At 52.8% G+C, this 22,955-nt stretch carries 19 protein-coding genes; 7 read left to right on the top strand and 12 right to left on the bottom strand.

All coding sequences use genetic code 11. The features are described from left to right. Positions 1–245: 245 nt before the first annotated feature. Positions 246–611: a VOC family protein gene (locus OQ371_RS14365; RefSeq protein WP_265988713.1), complete on the top strand. Its 366-nt coding sequence runs from the start codon at positions 246–248 to the stop codon at positions 609–611. Between the two features lie 68 nt (positions 612–679). Here OQ371_RS14365 and lysM read toward each other — a convergent pair whose 3' ends face one another. Beyond that, positions 680–1,153, bottom strand: a complete 474-nt coding sequence (gene lysM, locus OQ371_RS14360) for a peptidoglycan-binding protein LysM (RefSeq protein ID WP_265988712.1) — start codon at positions 1,151–1,153, stop codon at positions 680–682. Positions 1,154–1,397: 244 nt separating this feature from the next. On the opposite strand from lysM, the gene OQ371_RS14355 reads away from it, so the two are divergent. Further along, the gene (locus OQ371_RS14355) at positions 1,398–2,171 is read left to right on the top strand and encodes an outer membrane beta-barrel protein (protein WP_265994311.1); all 774 of its coding nucleotides are present in this window, start codon (positions 1,398–1,400) and stop codon (positions 2,169–2,171) included. A 45-nt stretch (positions 2,172–2,216) separates the two neighbouring features. Here OQ371_RS14355 and OQ371_RS14350 read toward each other — a convergent pair whose 3' ends face one another. The 3 genes from OQ371_RS14350 to OQ371_RS14340 all read right to left on the bottom strand — a co-directional run bounded on the left by OQ371_RS14350 (position 2,217) and on the right by OQ371_RS14340 (position 6,814). Further along, entirely contained in the window at positions 2,217–2,549 is a 333-nt protein-coding gene (locus OQ371_RS14350; protein ID WP_265994310.1) for a winged helix-turn-helix transcriptional regulator, read from the bottom strand. A 147-nt stretch (positions 2,550–2,696) separates the two neighbouring features. Next, on the bottom strand, positions 2,697–3,083 hold the full coding sequence (locus OQ371_RS14345) for a RidA family protein (protein WP_265988710.1): 387 nt from the start codon (positions 3,081–3,083) through the stop codon (positions 2,697–2,699). A gap of 8 nt (positions 3,084–3,091) precedes the next feature. Continuing rightward, positions 3,092–6,814 carry a PAS domain S-box protein gene (locus tag OQ371_RS14340; protein WP_265988708.1) on the bottom strand — a complete coding sequence of 1,241 codons (3,723 nt, stop codon included), beginning with the start codon at positions 6,812–6,814 and terminating at the stop codon, positions 3,092–3,094. A gap of 225 nt (positions 6,815–7,039) precedes the next feature. Between OQ371_RS14340 and OQ371_RS14335 the strand changes: the two genes are divergently transcribed. From OQ371_RS14335 to OQ371_RS14325, 3 genes are read left to right on the top strand one after another with little or no spacing between them, the layout of a single operon-like run. Then, positions 7,040–7,369: a PKD domain-containing protein gene (locus OQ371_RS14335; protein ID WP_265988706.1), complete on the top strand. Its 330-nt coding sequence runs from the start codon at positions 7,040–7,042 to the stop codon at positions 7,367–7,369. A 12-nt stretch (positions 7,370–7,381) separates the two neighbouring features. Continuing rightward, positions 7,382–8,245: a hypothetical protein gene (locus OQ371_RS14330; RefSeq protein ID WP_265988704.1), complete on the top strand. Its 864-nt coding sequence runs from the start codon at positions 7,382–7,384 to the stop codon at positions 8,243–8,245. A gap of 9 nt (positions 8,246–8,254) precedes the next feature. Continuing rightward, positions 8,255–8,965: a hypothetical protein gene (locus tag OQ371_RS14325; RefSeq protein ID WP_265988703.1), complete on the top strand. Its 711-nt coding sequence runs from the start codon at positions 8,255–8,257 to the stop codon at positions 8,963–8,965. Here the strand turns inward: OQ371_RS14325 and OQ371_RS14320 are convergent, their stop codons facing one another. The 8 genes from OQ371_RS14320 to OQ371_RS14285 all read right to left on the bottom strand — a co-directional run bounded on the left by OQ371_RS14320 (position 8,966) and on the right by OQ371_RS14285 (position 20,578). Beyond that, a complete protein-coding gene (locus tag OQ371_RS14320) occupies positions 8,966–9,733 on the bottom strand; it encodes a WG repeat-containing protein (protein ID WP_265988702.1) in 768 nt (255 codons plus the stop codon). Positions 9,734–10,026: 293 nt separating this feature from the next. Next, positions 10,027–11,391: a WG repeat-containing protein gene (locus OQ371_RS14315; protein ID WP_265988701.1), complete on the bottom strand. Its 1,365-nt coding sequence runs from the start codon at positions 11,389–11,391 to the stop codon at positions 10,027–10,029. Between the two features lie 115 nt (positions 11,392–11,506). Further along, positions 11,507–12,796, bottom strand: a complete 1,290-nt coding sequence (locus tag OQ371_RS14310) for a hypothetical protein (protein ID WP_265988700.1) — start codon at positions 12,794–12,796, stop codon at positions 11,507–11,509. Between the two features lie 30 nt (positions 12,797–12,826). After that, the gene (locus OQ371_RS14305; RefSeq protein WP_265988699.1) at positions 12,827–16,408 is read right to left on the bottom strand and encodes a hypothetical protein; all 3,582 of its coding nucleotides are present in this window, start codon (positions 16,406–16,408) and stop codon (positions 12,827–12,829) included. A gap of 97 nt (positions 16,409–16,505) precedes the next feature. Then, positions 16,506–18,002 carry a hypothetical protein gene (locus OQ371_RS14300; RefSeq protein ID WP_265988698.1) on the bottom strand — a complete coding sequence of 499 codons (1,497 nt, stop codon included), beginning with the start codon at positions 18,000–18,002 and terminating at the stop codon, positions 16,506–16,508. Positions 18,003–18,150: 148 nt separating this feature from the next. Beyond that, positions 18,151–18,525 carry a hypothetical protein gene (locus tag OQ371_RS14295; protein WP_265988697.1) on the bottom strand — a complete coding sequence of 125 codons (375 nt, stop codon included), beginning with the start codon at positions 18,523–18,525 and terminating at the stop codon, positions 18,151–18,153. A gap of 85 nt (positions 18,526–18,610) precedes the next feature. Further along, entirely contained in the window at positions 18,611–19,882 is a 1,272-nt protein-coding gene (locus OQ371_RS14290; RefSeq protein ID WP_265988696.1) for a hypothetical protein, read from the bottom strand. Positions 19,883–19,966: 84 nt separating this feature from the next. Continuing rightward, positions 19,967–20,578 (bottom strand): hypothetical protein, encoded by a 612-nt coding sequence (locus OQ371_RS14285; RefSeq protein WP_265988695.1) that lies wholly within the window; start codon positions 20,576–20,578, stop codon positions 19,967–19,969. 121 nt (positions 20,579–20,699) lie between these two features. On the opposite strand from OQ371_RS14285, the gene rsmA reads away from it, so the two are divergent. Continuing rightward, on the top strand, positions 20,700–21,560 hold the full coding sequence (gene rsmA / locus OQ371_RS14280) for a 16S rRNA (adenine(1518)-N(6)/adenine(1519)-N(6))-dimethyltransferase RsmA (protein WP_265988694.1): 861 nt from the start codon (positions 20,700–20,702) through the stop codon (positions 21,558–21,560). A gap of 42 nt (positions 21,561–21,602) precedes the next feature. Further along, positions 21,603–22,955 carry a magnesium transporter gene (gene mgtE, locus OQ371_RS14275; RefSeq protein WP_265988693.1) on the top strand — a complete coding sequence of 451 codons (1,353 nt, stop codon included), beginning with the start codon at positions 21,603–21,605 and terminating at the stop codon, positions 22,953–22,955.

Genomic DNA, 22,955 nt, shown 5'->3' with positions numbered 1-22,955 from the left:
ATAAAGGCTGACAATTCCAGTAAATTACCCGGGGCTGCGGTTGACCAGCGGAACGTATAGGAACCAGACTTCGGATTCACCCGACAAAATTTTATGCTTAGAAAACCAGACACCAATTGTCTGGTTTCAGGAAGGAGTATAAACCGGAAAAGAAATTCTCTACCCGCTATTTAATCTTTTTTCTTATTTTTCCATTTCATTTCCATTCGCGGACCCAACCGCGGTGGACAACTCTTTCCATTTATATGGCATCCGCTTTTCTGGGCCTACGAACGGTTATTTATGCGGCACCCGATCTGGTTTACGCAAAAAGCTGGTATTCAACCATCTTGGGTATTAAGCCGTATTTTGATGAGCCATTCTACGTAGGATTTTCAGTGGGTGGTTATGAACTGGGGCTAGACCCGGCGGCAAAACCGTCTGACGGCAGTACCATTACCTACTGGGGCGTTCCGAATATCGAGAAAGCCTGGGAACATCTGATGAGCCACGGGGCCAGCCTCCATTCGGGCATTGAAGAAGTGGGTGAAGACATCAAAGTTGCCAGCGTAAAAGACCCGTTTGGCAATGTTCTGGGTATTATTGAAAACCCGCATTTCAGAGCTGAGTAACGGTTTAGCTTCATAAAAAAGCCCCGTACATTCACTGTACGGGGCTTTTTTATGAAAACTATCTTGGTTTACAACCGCGGAATTCGCAGCACTTGACCCGGATAAATCAGATCGGGGCTTTTCAGCATCGGTTTGTTGGCTTCAAAAATAATACCGTACTTCATTGGGTCGCCGTAGACTTTCTTGGAGATGGCCGATAATGTATCTCCTTCTTCGACGGTATGAAACTGGCCTTCGGGTTCCGGTGTGTCAACCACCAGACGGTTATCGACCTGATGCACCCCTTCAACGTTACCAACAGCCAGGGCCAATTTCTCGGCATCTTCCTGGGTAGCCACTTCACCTTCCAGAACGACGGTGTCGCCCGCCGTTTTGACGGTTAATTTCTTATAAGACAGGCCAAGCTGCTTTACGTGATTGAGCAGTGCGCTGGCTTTCAACGGCTCTACTTCGGCCGCTTTGGCTGGTTCGGCAGCCGGAGCCTCGTGTTCTTTGCCGAATACTTTTTCTCCTACACCCTTGAAAAAACTGAGCAGTCCCATGTGTGTTTCGTTTGTGTGTTTTTGAGTACTTTAAATGATTTAACTAAAACAACTGCAAATGTCCCCTAACTGTTTGACGCCGATTTTCTGGTTACATAACAATCCTATTTTAGACGTCCGAGTAATCTACAGGTAATTCATCCGCGACAAAATCTTTCGTGTTCTGTTTTTGCCTTGCCGGACTTTTGCGTTCTTGCGGTACTTTGATATTGAAAAAAGGCAAACCAGACTTATTTTGAGCGAAATGAAATTCTTTGGCGTTGTGTGGATTGTGTTGCTGATGGCCACAACGGCCCAGGCGCAGGGTACTATTGCACTGGGAGTCAGGGGGGGCGGAACCTTCATGCACGGCTTTACAACCATTCCGGCCCGAACATTAGCACCGGGTTTGGAGATCCCCAAAATTCGAAACGAGAACAACGGAATCGGAACCGGCTACCTCGGAGGAGTATGGGTTCGGAAGACATTCAGCCGTTTTTTTCTGCAGGCTGAGGTGAGTTATTCCAAACTGGCCCTGAAGCAAAAGGCCAACATTGATCGCATTGACGTAGCTGCTGCTTCGGAGTTTGGCGTGACCATTCCAAATATTCCAGTTGGCACCTTGTTTGCAAACCTGAATACGACATCCGACCCCGTTCTCAATTCGGTTAACATCCCTGTTTATATTGGGAAGCAAGGGCAGGAAGGGAAATGGCGAATCTACGGCGGTCCAACGTTTCTGTTTACCCAGAAATCGGAGGCAGCGCGGACGGCTTCCGGTCAGGTGGGACCAAACCCGAGTTTCCCCGTTTCCATATCCGACAAAGTGGATCTGACCGACCCAGAGCAGGCCGGTATTCTGCAAGTGAAAAATTTCAATTTCGGCGTTGAACTGGGTGCCGGACTTACGCTGCTCAAACGGCTGGAAGTTGACCTCCGGTATGGCCTGCCCGTCGGCGGAGTCTTCAACGACAGCGGCATTACGGGCTATATTGGCTATGCAACGATTGCCGTAGGATACCGCCTGTTTGATTTTTAATAAGAGTTCAGGCAGTAAGAACTGACCTTACTGCCTGAATCTTTGTTAAATAAACACTTTTCCTACCTGACCGAGAAGATCAATAACCGGCAAAACCGTACGGCCTTTCTCGTTGAGCCGGTATTCGACGCGGGGCGGCACTTCGCCGTATGATTGCTTTTCAACCATTCCCAATTCTACCAATTGTTTCAATTCGTGAACCAGAACTTTTTCGCTTATACCGGGCATCAACCGTTTGATTTCCCCGTACCGGAGCGTTTTATCACGTAACAGATGGACAATTACTAGTCTCCACTTCCCGCAAATAACTTCTACTGCTTTTTTAATCGTTAACTCAATAGGGATATTTTCTTTACCCGTTTCTTCCAGTTCTGGCATCATTTTTTCAATACTTACCTATTGGTATGCAATAAACTGATTAGTAGGCGCTTACGCTACTAATTTCAGACAAAAATACATCAAGAAACTTTAATGCAAATAACCGGCCTTGAAAATTGGTTTATTATTTAGCTAAAATAATTTAAATCAATTTACTACCGCCGTCACTTCAATTTCGATCAATAAATCAGGATGAATTAACGCATTGACCTCCACCATGGACGTAGCCGGGCGTATTTCTTTAAATACTTCGCCATGCGCCCGACCGGCTTCCTGCCATTGCGAAATATCGATAACGTACATCCTTGTACGTACTACATCCTGCAAGGAGGCACCGGCCTCCTCAAGCACCCGACTAACCTTTTGTAGAATAAAACAGGTTTGCTCATAAATGTTGTTCTGACCTATTAAACGGTCCCCGTCCATAGCGGTAGTGCCCGAGATCTCGATCAGATTTCCAACCCGAACAGCACGGCTGTAGCCGACAACGGGCTCCCAGGGCGTGCCCGACGAAATAAGCTGACGTTCTGACATAGAATATCTTACCCGGCTTTTTCGGCGACTAACCGATCCAGCGCGGCTTTGTAATCCTGAATAAAAACCTTAAACTCTTTGTCCAGCAGATGCAAATCATCGGCCAGCGAACTCGTATCGTTTACCTTCAGCTTGGCTTCAGCTTCGCGGGCGACCTGCGCCATTCGGGCTACGCCGATCGTACCGGCGCTCCCCTTCAGGGTGTGCAGATGGCTTTTGACGGTTGGTACGTCGCCAATAGCAAACGCATCCAGGGATTCCTGCACAAGCGTGGTAGCTTCTATTTCAAAGTCTTCGTAGATCGACACCACCAGGTCCCGCCCCCCTACTTGCTCCAGTTGCGCAATGATCTCGGTATCAATCATGGGTGCTTCCAGTTCCCGCAGGGTTTCCAGTTGCTTGGAACGCATGTGGGCGGCCTCCCTGAACTCTTTGCGGGCATCAACGGTCTCTTTTACCTTGGCAATCAGACTTTGCGCCCGGATGGGTTTGGCAATGTAATCGTCGAGGCCCTGACTCAGAAAACGATCCCGGTCTTCGCGCATCGAATAGGCCGTCATGGCAATCACCGGCGGTAGCTGAGCCCCGAACTGGCCCCGCAGCCGACTGGTGGTTTCTACCCCATCCATGTCCGGCATCTGAATATCCATGAAAATCATTTCGTACGGCTTCCCGTTTTCGGCCATGGCCGCCGTTACCTTGTCGATCGCTTCCTGCCCGCTCGATGCCATGTCGACGATACAGCCCGATTTCTTCAGGATTTCGGTGGCCACTTTCCGATTGACGGCATTGTCGTCAACCAGCAGCAGATACGGTTTGTGCTCTTTAAACACATCCTGCAACGACACTTCGCCCTGATCGGCTTTCTGCGCCGTCGGACTGATCAGGGTTTCTTTCAGTTCGATGGTAAACCAGAACGTACTGCCTTCTCCCGCTACCGAATCAACCCCAATGCTGCCTTTCATCAAAGCCGCCAGTTCCTTGGAAATAGCCAGCCCCAGCCCCGTGCCCCCGAACGACTTTCGCGACGACATTTCCACCTGGCTGAAGGAATTGAACAGGATTCCCAGGTCATCTTTGGCAATACCGATCCCGGAATCTTTCACTTCCACCTTAATCCGGTTGAACTTGCCTTTTTTCCCGACCAGCGTGGCCCGTACGGTGACGGCTCCGTTTTCGGTAAACTTAATGGCGTTGGACGTTAGGTTGGATAGAATCTGCAACAGCCGCGTCTGGTCGGCGATAACGAATTTCGGCAGGTCGTCGGCCAGGTTATAGGTCAGCTTATTGCCCTTGACGGTTGCTTGCTGCCCGAACAGCGAAACGAGTTTTTCGAAAACTTCCTCAAACCGGATGGGCGCTTCGTGCAGTACCATTTTCCCGGCTTCGATTTTCGACAAATCCAGGATATCGTTCAGAATGTTCAGCAGCGTTTCCGACGATTTTTTAATTGTTTGCACGTAATCTTTCTGCTCCTGATTGAGAGGGGTGTCGTTCAGCAGATCGATCATCCCGATTACCCCGTTCATGGGCGTCCGGATTTCGTGACTCATGTTGGCCAGAAAACGCTCTTTCACCTTCAGCGACCGCTCCGCTTCGTCTTTGGCTTTCATCAGTTCCTGCGCATTGCGCTTCAGTTCGGTGATGTCGCGGGCCAGCCCGGCCACTTCTTCCACCCGGCCATTCTTGTCGTTCAGCGTCAACATGTTGAGCATGATCTGCCGAACCGTCCCGTCCTTCCGTTGAAAGGTAGCTTCAAAATTGCGCAGGCTTTTATTCCGGATCAGCCGAACCAGCGCCCGCCGGATGTACTGCTTATCGACAAAATCCGTAATGGGTCGGCCCAGCACTTCTTCCGGCGTATACCCCGTCCGTTTCAGCACCGACGGACTGATCATGGTAATCCGTCCTTCGCGGTCGACGCGGCAATAAATATCCTGGAGGTTGACAAAAATGCCCCGGAATTTCTCTTCACTGCCGCGAAGCTCCAGCTCCGTGCGTTTGCGGGCCGTAATATCGCGGGCAATTCCCGACACCTCTTCAATTACACCGCCCGAAAGTAAAATCGGGTTCAGATGAACTTCGAGCCAGGCTTCGCCTTTCTTCGTTTGAAAGTGCAGTTCAACGGTTTGCGGCAACCCCCGAAACGCCAGCCGGTATTTCTCCTCCAGCAACTTCCGGTTTTCGAGCCCGATGATGCGCCACCCCAGTTTCTCGGTCGTCACATTTAGCTGCGGTACTTCGCCCAGCTGGTTTTCGATCAGCCGGCTGTAATTACGGTTAAACGACGTAAGCTGGAAGCTTTTATTGACCGACCAGATCAGGTGCGAACTGCTGTCAAAAATGGCGTTCAACCGGGCGGTTTGTTTGTTGATAGCGGCTTCATCCTGCTTCCGGGCAATCGCCAGCGCCACCTGTCCCGAGATAAACTCAAGCAGCTCCAGGTCGCGGATATTGTAGGTATCGGCTTTATCGTACGCTTTCACCCCAATAATCCCCGTAATCCGTTCGCCAATCCGGAGCGGTACGCACAGCATGGCCTTCGGAACCTGGCCGTAGAGGTATAGATTCTGCGTTGCCGCCAGTTGCTGAATATCCTGCTCGTAGAGAAACAGCGGTCGGTTGGCCCGAATAGCATACTCCGTCAAGCCGTTGCCGAGTCTGCGCTTCGTAAACCGCATCCCGGTGAAGTATTCATCGACGTAATACGGAAAATACAGAAAACTCTTACTCTGGTCGTACAGCGCAATGAAGAAGTTGCGGGCGTCGATGATGTTGCTCAGCTCATCGTGAATATTCTGGTAGAGTTCATCCAGATCGGTCGCATTCAGCGTCCAGTTGGCGATGCTGTAATACAACTTCTGCGCTTTTTCGGCCCGAATGCGGCTCGTGGTGTTGTGCAGAATGCAACGGTACGCCGTGGGTTTGCCCTGATCGTACCGGCAGTTTACGCTTCCCGACACAAACACCGTTTTCCCCCGCTTGCTCTGAAATACCGTCTCGAAGTACGGAAATTTCTCACCGTCCCGCACGCGTTGCAGGCGCATGAGCGTACTTTCGGCGTAATCAGGATGCAAAACATCTCTCAGGGTCAGCGATGAGATTTCGTCGGAGCTGTATTCCAGCGTCTCGCGCCACGCCCGGTTGACAAACATAAATTTGCCGTCAAGCGTAACGAGCTGAATCAGGTCACTGGTGTTGTCGACCAGATCCTGCAACTGGGAATTGGAATATGAAAGTGCCGACGCTACCCGCTTCTTATTTGTAACGTCTTCCCCAATAATGGTATACGACGCCACCCCCGACACGTCGGCGGCATTGTTGATGATAAACGAGTTCAGCTGAACACTCCGAACGGCCCCGCTTTTGGCCAGCAGGTTGATTTCTTTCTGCTCAAACACCCCATCCCGGCCGATGGCATCGTCAAAATACCGTTGCACCTGGACGCGCTCGGCTGCGGGAATGAAAAGCTCAAAAAAGTTTTGCCCGATCACGTCGGTGGGTTGCCAGGCCGTAATCCGGAACGTATACTGGTTACAGAAGGTTACTGTTCCGTCCTTTTCAATCGTTAATCCAATGAGATTCAGTTGATCAACGGTTTTACTTACGTCGAAAACCGTCGCGTGGGTAATTTCGGGACTGCCCTCCAGGGAGTTCCGTATATTGACTTCTTTGCTGAGCCGCCGAATCTCGGCCACGAGCTCATCTTTTGTTTTTGCAGACCAGGACATTAGTAAGTGTCGGTGTTTGAACGCAGTAGCACTTTGTTCTCTGCGGGTTTCTGCGCGCGGTTGTTGTACACCCCATACCTCACAGAACCCAGGCAGCATGATTGGATAAATTTACAAAAAAATACCGGCAATGTCATAAAGGTTTGGTTCGTTACCGGAATGGTCGTATTTTGGAAGTACGTTTCCTACGACTTGATTAGTTTCGTAGACTTATTGAATTGTATCATGAAAGTCTTACTTGCGCTGATTCTGATTAGCCTGTGTTGTTTTGGCTGTGAACCGTTTGATCTGGATCAGAAAAACTTTCCAATCTGCGAAAAACCGGAGGGGGGTATTGGCTACACGGTTTCTAACCTGGAAGTTACGTTTTACCTGGAAAATCCGAAAGGCGACATCGGCGCCGTTGGCTGGGATCTGGGCGATGGTCGCAACCGTTCCGGGAATCAATTCACGGTGATTTACCAAAAAGCCGGCACCTACAAGGTTTCCATGATTCTGGCCAATCAGTGCGACGATCGGTATACGGCCACCCAACTGGTTACCGTCTCCAACTAGCCCTCTCCCGCTATGCACCAGCTCTACACGCGTTCCTGGCCCAAACGGTTTGTCGCTTTTCTGCTGCTCATTCAGGCACTACCCGCTCTCAGTCAGGTTTCCATCACCAATATTCGCATCAACGCCATTGATGAATCGGCGGTTGAAATCCTTTACGACCTGACCGGCAATCAACCCGCCGACTCGTTGTACCTCCGCATTCGCAGCCAGACGAACGGCTTACTCAATCCGGCGGCTCAGTACCTCTCCGGGGACTGGGGACAGGATGTGGCGCCGGGTCCAAACCGGCGCATCGTCTGGAAAGCCCTGGAGAACGGCTACGAACTGGACGAGCCCATTCGGGCTACGCTCCTGGTCAAGACCGCGCAAAAAACTAACTCACAACCCGTTACCGTAACTCCAGCGGCTCCGCAGACACCAACAACGGCTGAGTCACCAGCCAAAGAAAGCAAATACCGGCCCGGCGGCCCGGCCTTCGCTCTATTGTCCGTGGTTGCACCGGGCGTCGGCAATATCTTTGTTCAGTCGCCCCGGCCCGTCATTGGCCACCGGCTCGGCATTACGGCAACCTGTTACGGTCTGATGGCCTACGGGCTTGTCGAAAAGAAACGGTCCCGCGACGAATACGCGCTCTATGAACAGCAACGCAACCGAACGGCCGCTCAACCCCTTTACGACCGGGCCAACGCTCATCACCACCGGTATTACCTCGCTACCCGGCTGGCCGGAGCGATCTGGGTTACCGATATCGTTGCCACGTTTATCAAAGGCGTTCAGAATCAGAAGCAGCGGGCCAGAGCCGCCCAACCGAAGGTCAGTCTGCTACCGGGTTCTCAGGCGGGGTATCCGGTTGCGGTTTTTCAATATAAATTTTAAGCATTAATCATGATCCGTTTCGCCATCATTTGGGGAATTCTGTGCAGTTTGCTGAGCGAAAGCCAAGCCCAGGTTGGGGTTTATTCGGCGTCCAGTTCGTGGGTGTCCGTTCGGATAAAACCTAAAAGTCCGGTCGCTACCAACAGCCGGTTGCTGACCGACGACTTCAGCGATAACCATAACCGCTGGCGCATTGGGCAGCGAGGGGCTTACTCATTCGATCTGTTTCAGAATTCGTACCGCATTCGCAAGCAGGCCACCAACGTTCAAACCCCGGCAATTAGCTCTATTCCGTTGCCATCAACTCTGAACTTAAACAAAGTCGACACGTTTATGGTGCAGGTCGACGTGGCCGGTCCCAGCGGAATCATTCCTGATGCGGGTTTGCTGCTTGGTGTGAAGGATTCGCTAAATTATTGCCACTTCCGGATCAATAATAAAAATCAAGTGTCTGTTAAATACGTAATTAACGGACTCAGCTATACGATTTACATGCGGGGCGATTACGTGCCGGCCGGTATTCCCCTCTCTTCGATGAAGAACACTCTAGCGGTTCGTAAAAAAGGGGATCAGATTCACTTTTACATCAATGGGAGGGAGATTCCGACCAGTCCTTATCAGTTCCGGCAATACCAGGGAAACGGTATTGGCTTTATTTCGACAACCGACGGAACCCTGTTTCAGAACCTGACCGTCAGCACCAGCGCGGCCTCACGGTGATCATTCGTCTTCCCGGATGCGCACGCCGTCGCGGTCGATGCTGATTTGCTGACCGTCCAGCATGACAACGGCTTTTCCGTTCTGGAATGGAGTCACATCATCGTAGACCGGGTCAATGTGCCACTGATCTTTCTGGTCGACATATCCCCACTTGCTGCCTTTCCGGGCTGCCCGTAAACCAAAATCGCCAACCCGGTCGTCCACCGCGTCATACGGCTTGGCTACACTATTCTCACCGATTTTATTCACGGAAGACGTTTCCAAAACCTTTTCGCTTTTTGAAGCCGGGCTTGTGCCCCTAGCTTCTTTTGCAACCGGAGTTGCCGCGCCCGGAAAAGCGGAATGTGGCCGCTGAACAAGGGCTGCGTTCGACTGCGTGGTTACTTCTTTACCTGCAACGGCCGTGCTCCCTACGCTGGAGAGCGATTCGGTGGAATCACTGACGGAACTCTTATCAATTGCGGAAAGCTTTCCTTTCCAGAGCCACAACAGCACACTTACAAACAAAATGACCAATGCAATCAGAACTTTGTTCGATTGACTCAATGGAATGGCAACGGGATGAACCGAAACATCGGTTGCAATAGGCAGTGGTTGGGGCTCAGGCACCCACTTTGTTTCTTCTTTCTGACGCCAGTCCGTCGAAATCAGGCGTTCCCGCAATGATTGGCCTTCCGGGGTTTTGAGAGCTTCGTAATTATGCTCCAGCAGGTATCCCATGATTTCCTGCGTCAGGATCGTTTCGTCGTTTGGTATAACTAAAAACAATCCCTTTATCACCTCGGCGGGAACATGACGATCATAGTGGCCAAAAACTTCTTGAATTCTTTGTCTAACGGTGTAGATCATTTTAAGTGTATCAATCGACGAGATAATCGCTTCTTTAGACTTCGAAAAGTTACGAAAAGTCAGGTTGTCTTCATAATTTTTTATCGGCCCGATTGGCGGCACTTGTCAATATAACACCGCTTGTGGCTGTCTGTTTATTTTTTTTGATAATCCGGTCAAACACAATGAACCAAATCGAGTTTAGCGGCATTCAACAGAGTATTAATACTCAACTAGTTAGTTTCCCGAATTCGGTTACCCTGCCGATTAATAAAAAACTGATTTCCTTCCAGCTCAACACTGGCTTTTCCCGCATTGAAAGGAGCAGCCAGATCGAATTGCGGCTCGATCACCCAGGTATTCTCGTCATTGATATACCCCCAGAACTTGCCCTTCTGAGCGGGCCGCAATCCGAATTCGCCAACCCGGTCATCCACGTTATCGTAATCCGGTTTTTGTAACTTTTTCTCCGATTTCGGTTCGTCTTCGTCGAACTCGTCCTCCCCATACGCTATACTTTCCGGATTTTCCGTTTCCGCCAAAGCCATTTTCTCCCCTTTTGACGGTTTTTTCGTTTTCGCTACCGCATATGACGCCGATTCCTTCCTGTTGTGCCGACTGCTTCGGTGCTGGCTCGTCCGGCTTTTAGAGGGTTGCCGAACCGGTTTTTCGTCTTCGCTTTCACCGCGCGTCAACCGCAGCACCACCCAGATCAGGATCAGCGCCGATAAGACCGCCAGCCCAATCAGTGCAGCATCCGACAAACCGCCCTTTTTGGGTGGCTCCGGCGGCCCGTTTTGCGGTTTGGCAGTGGGTGGCCAGGGCGGAGGAGTGGAAGAAACCGCCGGATTTGGCGCGGGGGTGTAGCCCGTCGGGGTTTTGACGTAGGCAGACGGTTCAGGATTGACTTTGGGCGTTTCCTTTTCCCACCAGCTTAAATGCCGCCAATCCGTCGAAATCAGCTTTTCCTTCAGCGTATCACCCCGGGGCGGGTTGACGGAAGCGTAATAGTTATCCGATAGATAGCGCCGGATTTCCTCCGCCAGAGCCGCTTCATCGTAATCGACGGCTTTAAACAGAAACTTCAGGCTTTGCGCCTGAATATGCTTGTCGTAATCGTCCAGAATGCTCTTGATCTTCTTCCGAACGGCTTCCACTCTATCGGGCATCGGCGCCGGTTCCGCAGCGGCCGGGCTGGGCGCTACGGGAGCGGCACTGGGCTCCGGCTTGACCGGATGTTCGGCTTCCGGCACCGCGGGAAGGGCCTCCAGAATGGTTGGTATCCATTGCTCCGTTACAAACGGGCGGGAGAGCTGAATCCGTTCGGCTTCGGCCACAAACTGGTTGATATCGGCTTCGGAGAGTTTCTTCTGTTGCTGGAGAGCAATCGTAACAATTTTCTTTTTGAGATCGAGAATCTTGCCAAAATCACGGTTTAGCTGACGGCTTATGTCATTGACCAGCCGGGTAAAATCACTAATACCGAGTTCGTTGGCTTCTTCTACCAGCCCTTTCTGGCGCCATTGCCAGTCGGCCAGTTCGCCTTCGTACAAAACGACCTCATTTTTAATACGCTCCCGTAATTCTTCCAGTGTCATGTTACCAGTAACTGCCTATCCAGATACATAGGAGACCGGTTATGCAATCATTAGCGGTCAAAATGTTCCTACTCTCCATCGACGGGGTTTACGTAAACCCCGGCTGGCTCTTAAATTACGAAATAAATCGAATTTTCGCTTTCTCGCTAATCTTCCACTTATCACCCTGCAAGCTCAGCCGGCCAACCTGCTCCGTACGAATCCGGCTCGTTGGGTTGGGCTGCGTCAGGTACTCGCAGGCATCATTGAGGTACGAATACGGGTCGCTCAACGCCAGCCGCTGGGCATCCGGGTTTTCCGAAATCTGGTAAGTTGCCTGGGTATCACTTTCCAGGACGATGTCGAAAACCGTGTCCCGCTCAGGCTTGGTCAGTAGCCCCCCGGCGCTGAAACCGTCGCCCAGATCGGCGGTTCGTGCGTAAAAAACCGTCGGTTTAGGAGCTTCAACGGACGGGGTACGGTAGCGGTTCATCGGACGCGCAGCCGCGTCCGATTCATCCGGGCTGGCCGGTGCGGCCGGAACGAGTTCGAGCGGTACTTTAGGAGCGGGGGCCGGTTGCGGAGCTGCCGGTTTCTCGGCCCGGTTCTGCTCGAGTTGCCGAACGGCTCTTTCGAGGGCTTCCAGTTGCGCATTCACCTGAAAACTCTCATTGGGCTGGTTTTTACGGACCTCCAGCTTCGTCACCCGGTCGGCCAGCTTTGCCAGTTGTGAATCAAATTGTATATCCCGCGCCGACTGGTCCGGCTTCTGGTTTTTTAATACGGTGTACGTTAGAAAAGCAACGCCAATAAGACTAAGTATGGATAAAAAAAGCGCAATTCCAGCCATAGAAATCCAGTTTGATTGATTAGTTGGGGTGGGGGTAATCGGTGGGGAGGGCGTTTCCAGCGTATCGGGCAGCCCCGCCGACTCCGAAACCGTCGCCGGTTTCTGGGATACCGGTGTGGCCGTTCCGGGAGAAACCGTGCGGTTGATGATGTCGTCCAGAGATGCTTCGAAAGCCGCGTAGGTGGGCAGATTCTTCCGCTCCTCCCGGTTGCCCGACGCGATTTTCTGAATCAGATAGTCTTTAATTTCATTCAAGGCCGTCCGGGGTTGGTTGATCTGGGCAATGTGCTGCGCGGCCCTCCGCCGAGATTCGTCCACCAGTTTATCCGCTCCAACCAAATCGTTCTGTTTGATAAACGCTTTCAAACTGTCGTACGAGTCACAGTCGCACTGCGTCGTCTGCACATTCGGAAACGTCTGCCGGTCGGTCGTCAGAAACTCAACCGTTGTTTTAATAAGCAGAAAGGAAGCCTGCTCGAGGTTTACCCGGTATTCGGCATCAGTCTGGGCAAAAGCCGGTCGGTTCAACAGCAACACGCTAAGCAGCAGGCACCAGCGGGTAATGGAAGCAATCATCCGTTGAGTCGGTGGTTAGTAAGTTGATAGTTACGATTCGGCAATGTGTTTCGACAACTCATAGAGTGCATGTTTGAGCGGCAAAAAGAAGTAGGTTTCGCCCAGCGCATCGTTTGGCCGCTGTTCAAAACCCATCCGCGCCAGCATGTAGCTGTCGTACAGCCGCCCCCCGCGCGTGATATCCGAGCCAACCAGGTACTCGACATACCGTTCGGGCGTCTGGATGTTGTATTCGCTCAGGAAATAGGCAATGTCGCGGTCGAGCAGCGTCAGTTCCAGAAACTGCTTCATGTTGTGCAACACCGAGTGGTGGAACTCGCGCTGCGGGCTCACCTCCCCGATTTTCGTCCGGCGGTATTCAAAGGCAAAATTCGGTTGCGGCTCCTGCCCTTCTTCGGCGGTTTCGGGCAGATTCCCCCAGTAGCTGGTCGTTTCCCGGTTTTCGTACTGGACTTTTTCGGCCCCGGCGTTTTCATACAGCACCGCTCCGTTGGCCGTTGTTTCCTTCGGATTGTCGGAAAGTAGAACTTCAAAATCCGTCGGGATCGGTTGCTTGGAGTACGCCTTGAACAGCATTTTGGTAAACTGGATCAGACGCGAACGCGACCCGAGCATCGCCAGGTACTGACTTCCCCGTCCCGTAAACGTCAGGTAGCGCGGCAGGGCCAGATGATGCGACTCGAGCAGTTGCACCAGGTGGTAGACAATGGCGCTGTAGTGCAGGTACAGAACAATCCGCAGGGCAGGTTTGCCGTCCTGAATGGACTGTGTAAACTTGAAATGACTATCGTACTTGAACAGTAAACTAACAATGTCCTCGGCGGTTAGCTCTGGCTTATTCAGGAAGGTGTCCAGAATGGAGTCCTCCCGCGCGGGTGCCTGGTTGAGCGTCCGTCGGTAGGCCAGGTAATTCTTGACGAAACCATTGTCCTTGCGGTGCGACGGATGGCCCTGTTCATCCAGCCCACCGCCCCAGATGTCGTACCCGGCAAACCGGAATGAGGTGTTCAGGTAACGGCCCTGCTGCTTCATAAACAGCATGATATCGGCCGTTCCGCCCCCAATATCCACGTTGACGGTATCGGCAAACGACTTAACGCCGTTTTTCACCAGATAGAAATACGGAGCCAGTGACTCCGGAACCGGGCGGGACCGGAAATTGCTCGTCGTGCCAAACACGTTCCGGAAAGCCTGCTCCCACTCCTGCACCAGGTTGTCTTCGGTAACAGCCCGCATACTCGACGGCGCCAGCCAGGACACCGCTGTTTGCTGAACATTACCCTGATTCAAAATCACTTTGTTGCGGATCAGTAACAACAACGTTTCAAAGAAAGCCCGCACCCTCGGCCGGTTCAGCGTGTCGCCGGGCTGGTTTTCAAACAGCCATTTCAGGTTCGTCACGTAGTGGTTGACGCCCGTACTGCCTTCTTCCAGATCAATGTTGAAGCCCAGGTTGACCTTGGCAAACAGGTTGTTCCCGCTGTCCGTAAAGCCGCTTTTTTCGTATACCGTCGTCCGCAGCGGAAACGAGAAGGGCGAGCCAAACTCCTTGCCGATGATGGCCGGAATGAACTCGCGCCGAATCAGGGCGTCCAGCGGAACAATACCGCCGTAGCTGGCCGGAAGCCGGTATTTGTCGTAAACGGTCTGCGCTTCGTAGCCCTCATATGGTTTGTTGAACAGCACCATCTGCAGTTCGTCCTTGTCGAGCGCCGTCACCTGATCGCTCACCGTCAGCGCTTTGGGTTCCACGTCGCCCATGGCGGCATCGGTGTAGGCGATGTGCGTGTTGGATGTTCCAAAGTCGATAGCAAACGTAAAGTTTTTGTAACCCTTCTCGGCAATGGTCGTAAACAGCGGCAGAACCAGCCCACGGTACGGAATACCGTTCCGCTCCAGCCGGATTTCCATCACGTCGAAAGCCTGCGGCACTTTGTAAAAATACGAAGCCGGTAGCGGGTTGACTTTCGGTGAGCGCGGTTCGGGCGTCGGCACGTTGAGCGGTTTCCCGGCGATGATGTTGGGCAGTTCGTAAAACTGGACCGAATTGTGCGCCCGGAAGCCGATGCTTGGATCGCTGACGTCGGCCAGCATGACGTGGTACTGATTGAGGTTTTGCAGATCCGGCACCGTCACGCGGTAGAACGGGAAGAAAGCCAGCCCGGCCCGGAAATCAACGACGGTTTCCGGACGCGACAGGTTATATTCCTTCCGAAATTCAATCGTGCGGTTGTTGCGAATCGGTATCCGCAGGGTGGCCGTGATGATTTTATCGGTTCCGCGGTGTTCGGCCGAAAAGCTGAACTGCTTCTGCAAATCTTCAATCCGGAAGAAGTTGAAGTATTCCTTCCGCACCGGCAGCAAGAATTCACACTCTCCAATGGTTCCCGTAAAAAACCGTTTGTTATTGATCTTGAACGGCACCTGAATCAGGAAATCCTCCAGAAAATCGTCGGTCGCCAGGAACGGATACCGTACATTGTCGACGCCCGGCAAATAGCGTTCGGCCAGCAATCCGCCTTCGCTCAGGTTGTTCAGCATCGACCGCAGGATAACCGTTTGCGGGTTCCAGTTGGTATTTTTAACATACCGCCCGGCCACGTCCATACGCGACGCGAGCGCCAGCGGTTTTCTAACGTTCGTGGGTGCTCCGTTACGGCTTTCCTGCTGGTAGTACGAAACTGTGGGCTGCATCACGAAATCGCTGTTTTCCTCGATGTCGTCCAGCACGTCGTTTTCGCGCACCTTGTAAAGAGCCAGCCCCGGCAGGACCTGCAGGGTCGAGTTACCTTCGCCCCCGATTTGGATCGGCTCGAAGTTCGACAGCGTGGTGTTTCCTTCTACCGGCAGTTGCACGGCGTTATCAAAAAACGCCTTGTAGAGAAATTCTGCAAAACCGCTTTTGGCGGGCAGGTAATCTTTGTACTGATCGTAAAGCCGTCGCAGGTAGGTTACAAAAGCCGTGTCGCGGTCCTGCAGGGGAATGTATTCATTCTGGAATAAGGTGCGGCCGGTGGTGCTTTTGGGCGGATCGATAAACTTGTTCTGCCGTTCCTGCTCCCAGTTGGGCGAGGTAAAAACCAGCGTCAGCGGTGAGGTGCCGCCGAGCAGGGCCCCCTTGTAATAAATGAGCGTAAACTGCTGGATCGTGCCGAGTTCGTTCCGGAAATCCAGCTCCAGCGCCTTGGCCAGAATCTGGTGCGCATGCCGGACGGTCGTTGAGCTGTTGGCCTTCTGACGCAGCGCATCCAGGCGATCGGCCCGGTTCCAGACCCGGTAGGTCAGGTCGGCGCTGTTGCCGGCCTGAAACAGCAGCTCCAGCATGTCGAGCGCGTGCGACACCAGAACGTGATACAGCGACAGTTCGCGCGGGTTCTGGTTGTTTTTAACCATTCGGAACGCCGTATCGAACAGATACAGCCGCGCAAACGGCGAGGGAATCGACGTTCCGGCTTTCGCTGCGGCCCCGGCGGCTCCGCCAGCCGCGCCGGAAAGCGTGTCAGGAATGTGTTCGATGCGGTTGCCCGTCAGCCCCGTGTGCGAACCCGTCCAGTCCTGGTGGTTCTGCTGGCTGACGTTGGGGTCGTTATCAATTCTGAGAATATGTGGCATATTTAAAATACTATTTCGCAGCGTTTATCAGAGGGAATCAGGGCTAAGCGGAGTCTCTGATACACTCGGATGATCTCCGCTAAATCTGTGAAATAACTTAAACAGCAGCATCCGACAGTTGCCGGTTCAGCGGGCCGAGTTTTTCGCGGCACTTTTCGGCTACTTCGATGAGCAGTTGCATAAACCGCTTTTCCGGTTCCGGGAAGGCCGCCTGGAGCGAATTCTCAGTTCTCCCGGCCTGATCGCGCAGGAATTTCTCGCTGATTCCTTTGTCGAAAAACCCGGTTTCGATCCGCTTCGAGCGCACCATCGCGTTGAAATCGTTCTGCATATCGAACGGATAAAAAGCCCGGTCGTTCTGCGCCATCTCGCTAAGCCAGGTCTTGAAATGGTGCGTCATGAAATTGTCCAGCGAGGTGTAGAACGTGTTTGTTCTGAGGTTCTGCGAGAGCGCCAGGTTTTTGGAAAAAGCTTCCCCCAGGTTGTTCGGCACGAAGTCGGTGAAGAATTTGGCCGCGTAGGCAAACCGAATGAGGGGTTCAAACAGCCCGTTGTAGGTCTGGTCGTAAAAATGCGGCAGGTCGAGCGTGCGGTCGTTGCGCTTCAGACCGTATTCAAAATACCGTTTGGCATCACCGAACTCGCCCTCGGGTTTGTTGGCAAAATCCAAAATGGACGCAGCCGCCAGCATTTCCACCACGTGGGCGTTGTTGGTCTGCTTAGCTCCCCCCTCCACGTTCGGGTACAGTTTGCTGCCGGGCCGGTCGCCGATGTAATAAAGTGCGTCCAGGTTTACCTGCGTCTGGTAGTACGACAGCGCAGCCTTTGTTTTCGACAGGAAACGGTTCTGGTCAATGGCGCTCTGGCTGTTTTCCTCCAGCGCAAAATACGGCATCACCGTGACGGCCCCTTTCCTGGCGTTGCGGATCTGGATTTTCTGGCTCGGGTGCTGCAGCAGCTTGACCAGTTGCGGGAAACCCGCCGAACCGGTTCCGCCAAAAATGGAACTGATCAGGAAAATCCGGTCGGTCTGGTCGTTGAAAGCGCCGGTAAAATATTTGTACACCGCCGAATCTTCCAGCGCGTTAAATACCACCGAGCCAATGTTGGGATTGCCCTTAAAACCGACGGACAGATTGAGTTTCAGTTCCGCGCTGGTTGGCTTGGCCGAATTGTCGTAGAGCAGCTTGAGCAGTTCCCGGTCAATATCATCCATGTTGCTGACGCTCAGAAACTCCTCAAACGTTCCTTCGTGGTCGGTGAGCTTGGGCAGCACCGAGTCCCCGATTTTTTCCTGCGCATTTTCGGCCTGGAGCGTACCAAGCGGTTGCAGGGGCGTAGCAAAAAACGTCCGCCGTTCGGTCTGTGCGCCCTGGCTGGCCGCCGTGTCTTTGTAAGCCGCCCGGCGGATCGCGCGGTAGAGTTCAACTTCCCGCAGCGCCCGTTCCGTGTCCCCGTTCTGCATGTCCATGTCAAGCAGAATGGGGATGATGGTCAGATCCGCGGGGGCTTTGGCGCCAGCCGCCAGTAACATCGTCAGCGAGCGAAGGACGCGGGCGCCCGTCCCGCCAATACCGAAGAGAAATAGTTTCATAGACAGATCTAGTCTGGAACCGGGATGCGGCAGGATTAAAGAATTAACCGGAATTTGACAAACCGCGGAATCTCGTAGCGAATCCTTGATTCGGGGCCGTTCCGGTGCGGATACGTTCCGTTACTTCTTTACTCTGGGTAATCCGGGTTCAGAAAGGAGTTCGTTTCGCAAAAATGGAAAACCGCTTCAGGAGTAACGAAAAAACAAAGAAGTAAATTAGAGCATACAATAAGTTTACTCCGCCAAAGCCCTGCATGTAGCTATCGGTCTCTTCCGCATCGGTTGCGTCCAGAGCGTACCAGAGCGCGTAGGCGTATCCGAAAATACCGGCGACGACCAGCGTGATGATCCAGTGAGACGTACGGTAAAAAACAGATTTCCAACGGCCCAGAATCAGGTAGAATAATGCCGCTAACGCTAGTGAGAATAAGAGCGTAATGAGCCCAACCGGGGTAAAAATTTCGTCAGCGTAGATGGGGTCGTTGTTCTGGCCCAGCCAGAGTTCATAGAGGTTTACAAACATTGGGGTAGCGGTTAGTATTTGTTTGCATTTCACCCCCGAAGGTACCGGCACGTACACCGCCAGACTCCTTCAGGATTGAGGTATTTTATTTTTCCAACGTAAGATTCAGGACCAGAAAATCGTTGGCCGACGACTGGTAGGCTTCCTTGACACCGTTCATCAGGTGGACCAGCGCAAAGGTTTTGTTGAACCGGCTCGAAGGCGTCCGGTCGTCCATCGTCGACCAGCCGGTGGCGTACCAGTCGTCGAATCGGACCGGCAATTTAACAGCTACATCGGCTTTTTCATCATAAAGATTTTCGACCCGGAACGTCAGAACGTGCGAGTTCTGGTTGAGCAGCTTCAATTCCCGCTCTTTGATGCGTTCGGTCGGCACCTTTTCTTTCTTCTGAACATTGACCAGCTTGACAGTCGCGTTGGACGACGTTACTGCCAGATTTTTCCGGATGTAATCCTCGGCCTGCGCGTAGGTCGGCAAAGCGCCCAGGTTAACGCCCACCGCAAATTCAGCCGGTTTAGCGGGTTTGACCGCTAGTTCGGAAATACCCGCTTTCTCGGCCCGCCAGTTGCCTTTTTTGTTGAGGGAAAAGAACAGATCGTATTGCTTCAGCGCACCGCTGGCGCCGAAATCCAGTTGTTTGGCGGGTTTGGTGATGAGCATTTCATTCAGTTTCTGGTTCAGATCGGCCACCAATTCCTGTTTGCCGATGACCCAGACGTAAAACGGCCGGGATTCGCCCGTCAGTTTGTGTTTGTTGTTCTGGTAGTCGTAGTAGGTACCGTTGAAACCGGAGCTGTAGGCAAAAACCGTCGCGCTGACGCCCTGTTTTTTCAGGGCCGCAAACTGGTCGTTCACCTGGCTTTTCAGGACGCTTTCCGCGTTTTGACGGTTGATTTCGGGGTTCTTTTTGATTTCGGCATCCGGAAACGAAAGGATACAGTCCGACACCAGCAGCGCAACGGTATTTCCTTTGGCCTTCTCCCCTACCTGCTTGAAGATTTTGTGCAGTTCCGAACTCCGTTCGTTGGCCAGGGGCGTTGTCGCCAGGTTTACTACAAACTGATTGTAGCCTCCGACAAATGGCTGCGGCTTTCCGGCAATGGTCCATACTTCAACCGGGGCCACCTGATTCATTTTGGTGACCAGTTCGGATACAGCCACTTTGAAGTTGGTTTCTCCTTTCAGGTAGCCGCCCATGCTGGCCGACGTTTCCATGAAAAACAGGATGTTGCTAATGCCCGCGGGTTTGGTTTCGGGTTGTTTCTCGGCTTTTTTCTCTTTTCGGCCACACCCCTGGAACAGCAGAAGAAGTACTAAAAAAAACAGGCCGTTGGCCCGGAAAGATGACTGATTCATTCGTTGTGTGCGTCGTATATTTTGTATCGGGAAGCAAGCTTACCGCAGCCGCTTCCGGTAGTTAACTATAAATAAGGAATACTGTCATCCATTTTTCTGCCTCGGCAGCAAATAAACGACTATCAACAGAATGCCCAGTATGATGGTGTAAACGTCGGCCACCCGGTCGGCCTGGTAGTTTTCGCAACCCTGCATGAGCAAACTGGCAAATACTGTACAAACGACAATTCCCCAGTAATTCGTACGTATTCGTGATCGGGCGGCCCCAATGCTGAAATAAATCAGTTGAACCAGCAGCAACCCCCCGGCGGCAACGGCCCAAATCGATTCGATGAGCTTTGGATTCGTGCCCATACCGTCTTTACGGGGTTCGCCCCCGATGTTGATCAGCAACAGCAGAGCCAGTCCGGACAATGCCATGCCCGCCCAGTTCAGAAACTTCAACCGGCTCGTCCGCAGTACGGCAGAACGGGATTGCGGGGTTGCCAGCAACGGTTTCCCGGCCATCACAGCGGGCCGGGCGGGGCCGGGCTCGGTTCTGGAGGGGGCGGCAACCAACGGTTTTTCCGGCGTTGGATCCGTCCACACCCGCTGATAAACCGGGTCACCTTTCCGGAACACATAGATTTGGCCGCTGGCATCTTTAAACAGCCCGCATTCGGTCAACTCATCGTAATGAATAACGCCCTTCTGCATGAATTAATGACGGATCGACCCGAAAGCCGTAAAATTAACCAAATCTCCCAGCAAATGCCACCGGATTTTATACCGTTCATCACTTGGTAAGCGTACCTTTGTAACTCAAAATGGTGGATATATGTCTGATCGTTCTTACGGAAAAAAATCAAAATCAACCAAACCCGACCGGTCGGCACCCGGCCGCGACGATGCCGTCCGGGCCAAAAAACACCTGGGTCAGCATTTTTTAAAAGACCTCAGCATTGCCGAACGCATCGCCGGACTGCTAACCGGTCACAACGGCTACAAAACCGTTCTGGAAATCGGACCCGGTATGGGCGTTCTGACGCAGTACCTGCTGAAAGACGGTCTGCCCTACACCACCCACGTCGTCGAAATCGACACCGAATCGATTGTTTACCTGAACGCCCACTTTCCAGCGCTGCACGGTCGCATCCTGGAAGGCGATTTCCTCAGAATGGACCTGTCGACCCAGTTTTTGGAGCCGCTGGCCATTATTGGCAACTTCCCGTATAACATTTCGTCGCAAATTCTATTTAAAGTATTAGAATACCGCCAGCAGGTCCCGGAAGTCGTTTGTATGCTGCAACGGGAAGTAGCGCAGCGGATTGCTTCGCCCCCTGGTAACAAGGATTACGGCATTCTGAGCGTTTTACTGCAGGCGTACTACGACATCAAATACGAATTCACGGTCGACGCCAGCGTTTTTTCGCCCCCGCCCAATGTGCAGTCGGGCGTTATCAGCCTGCGCCGGAACAGCGTGGTGGCCCTGCCCTGCGACGAAAAGAAATTTAAGCAGGTCGTCAAACAGGGTTTCAACAACCGCCGGAAAACGCTCCGGAACGCGCTGAAACCGCTAAATCCGCCGGAAAGCCTGCTCTCTCACCCGCTGCTCGACAAACGGGCCGAACAGCTGGGCGTGGCGGAATTTGTTCAATTAACGTTACTGATGAATGATGAACAGGAGACGATGAAATAAGCAATCGGTCTATTCATCGTCCATCATTCACTCTTGCCATACATGACGTTCGAGCTTACCAAAGAATACGTAGAGCACATTCAGACGGCCATCGACACGCACGACGACGCGACGTTGCGGACGGAGATGGAAGAGCTGTATCCGGCCGATATCTCCGGAATTCTCTACGAATTGGATACCGAATCAGCCCGGTATCTGCTGGCGTTGCTCGATAAGAAAGTGGGAGCCGAAATCCTGGCCAACCTGGAAGTCATTGACCGGCGGGAGTTTCTGCAAAGTTTCACCTCCGGAGAACTGGCGCAGTACGTCGATGAAATGGATTCGGATGATGCCGTGGACCTGCTGAATGAACAGCCCATTCAGACCCGCGAGGAAGTTATCGCCCTGCTGACCGACCGCGAACAGGCCCGGTTTATCCTTGATCTGCTGCACTACGACGAAGATGTTGCCGGGGGATTGATGCAAAAAGAGCTCATCAAGATCAACCTCAACCTGACCGTTACCCAGTGCGTGGAGGAAATCCGGCAGCAGGCCGAAAATGTGGAGAACGTCTATTCGGTTTATGTGGTCGACGACGGGGAAAAGCTCGTGGGTCGGGTGTCGCTGAAGAAAATCGTGCTGGCGCGCAAAGCCGCCAAAATTGCCGACATCTACGAGGAGGACGTCATTTTTGTGGAAACCTACCGCCCCGTTCAGGAGGTGGCCGAAGTAATGCAACGGTATGACCTCGAAGCCGTACCGGTGGTTAATGTGCAGGGACGGCTCTTGGGCCAGATCACCATTGACGACGTGGTGGACGTAATCACCGAACAGGCCGAGCTTGACATCCAGGCCATTACCGGTATCACGGGCGATGTCGAAGAGGAAGACGATACCATCTGGAAGCTCGTCGGAGCCCGGTTGCCGTGGCTGATTGCCGGGGCCGTCGGCAGTTTGCTGGCCGCAACGGTTATTAACACGTTCAACGCCCAGTTGAGCAAAATTGCCGCCCTGGCGGCTTTCATTCCGATCATCGGTTCCACCGGCGGCAACGTCGGCATTCAGACCGCTTCGCTGATCGTGCAGAGCCTGGCCGAAAAGTCGGGGCTGAGCGCAACGGTGGGTCAGCGGCTGGCTAAAATGGTGCTGGTGGCCCTCATCAACGGGTTAATCATCGGCTCGCTGGCCGGTTCATACTGCCTGCTGATCGGTGAACCGCGGCTGGTACCGGTGGTTTCGCTGGCCCTGCTTACCGTGGTCCTGCTGGCGTCGTTTATGGGTACCATCACGCCCATCGTCCTGAATCAGTTTGGGATTAACCCCGCAATTGCCTCCGGCCCGTTTATCACAACCGTTAACGACCTGATCGGTATCGGCGTTTATTTTCTCATTGCCAGTTTACTCCTTAGTATTTGA

The sequence above is a fragment of the Larkinella insperata genome, assembly GCF_026248825.1.
In the GTDB taxonomy this organism is placed as follows: domain Bacteria; phylum Bacteroidota; class Bacteroidia; order Cytophagales; family Spirosomataceae; genus Larkinella; species Larkinella insperata.
This window is presented reverse-complemented; position numbering and strand designations above follow the sequence as displayed.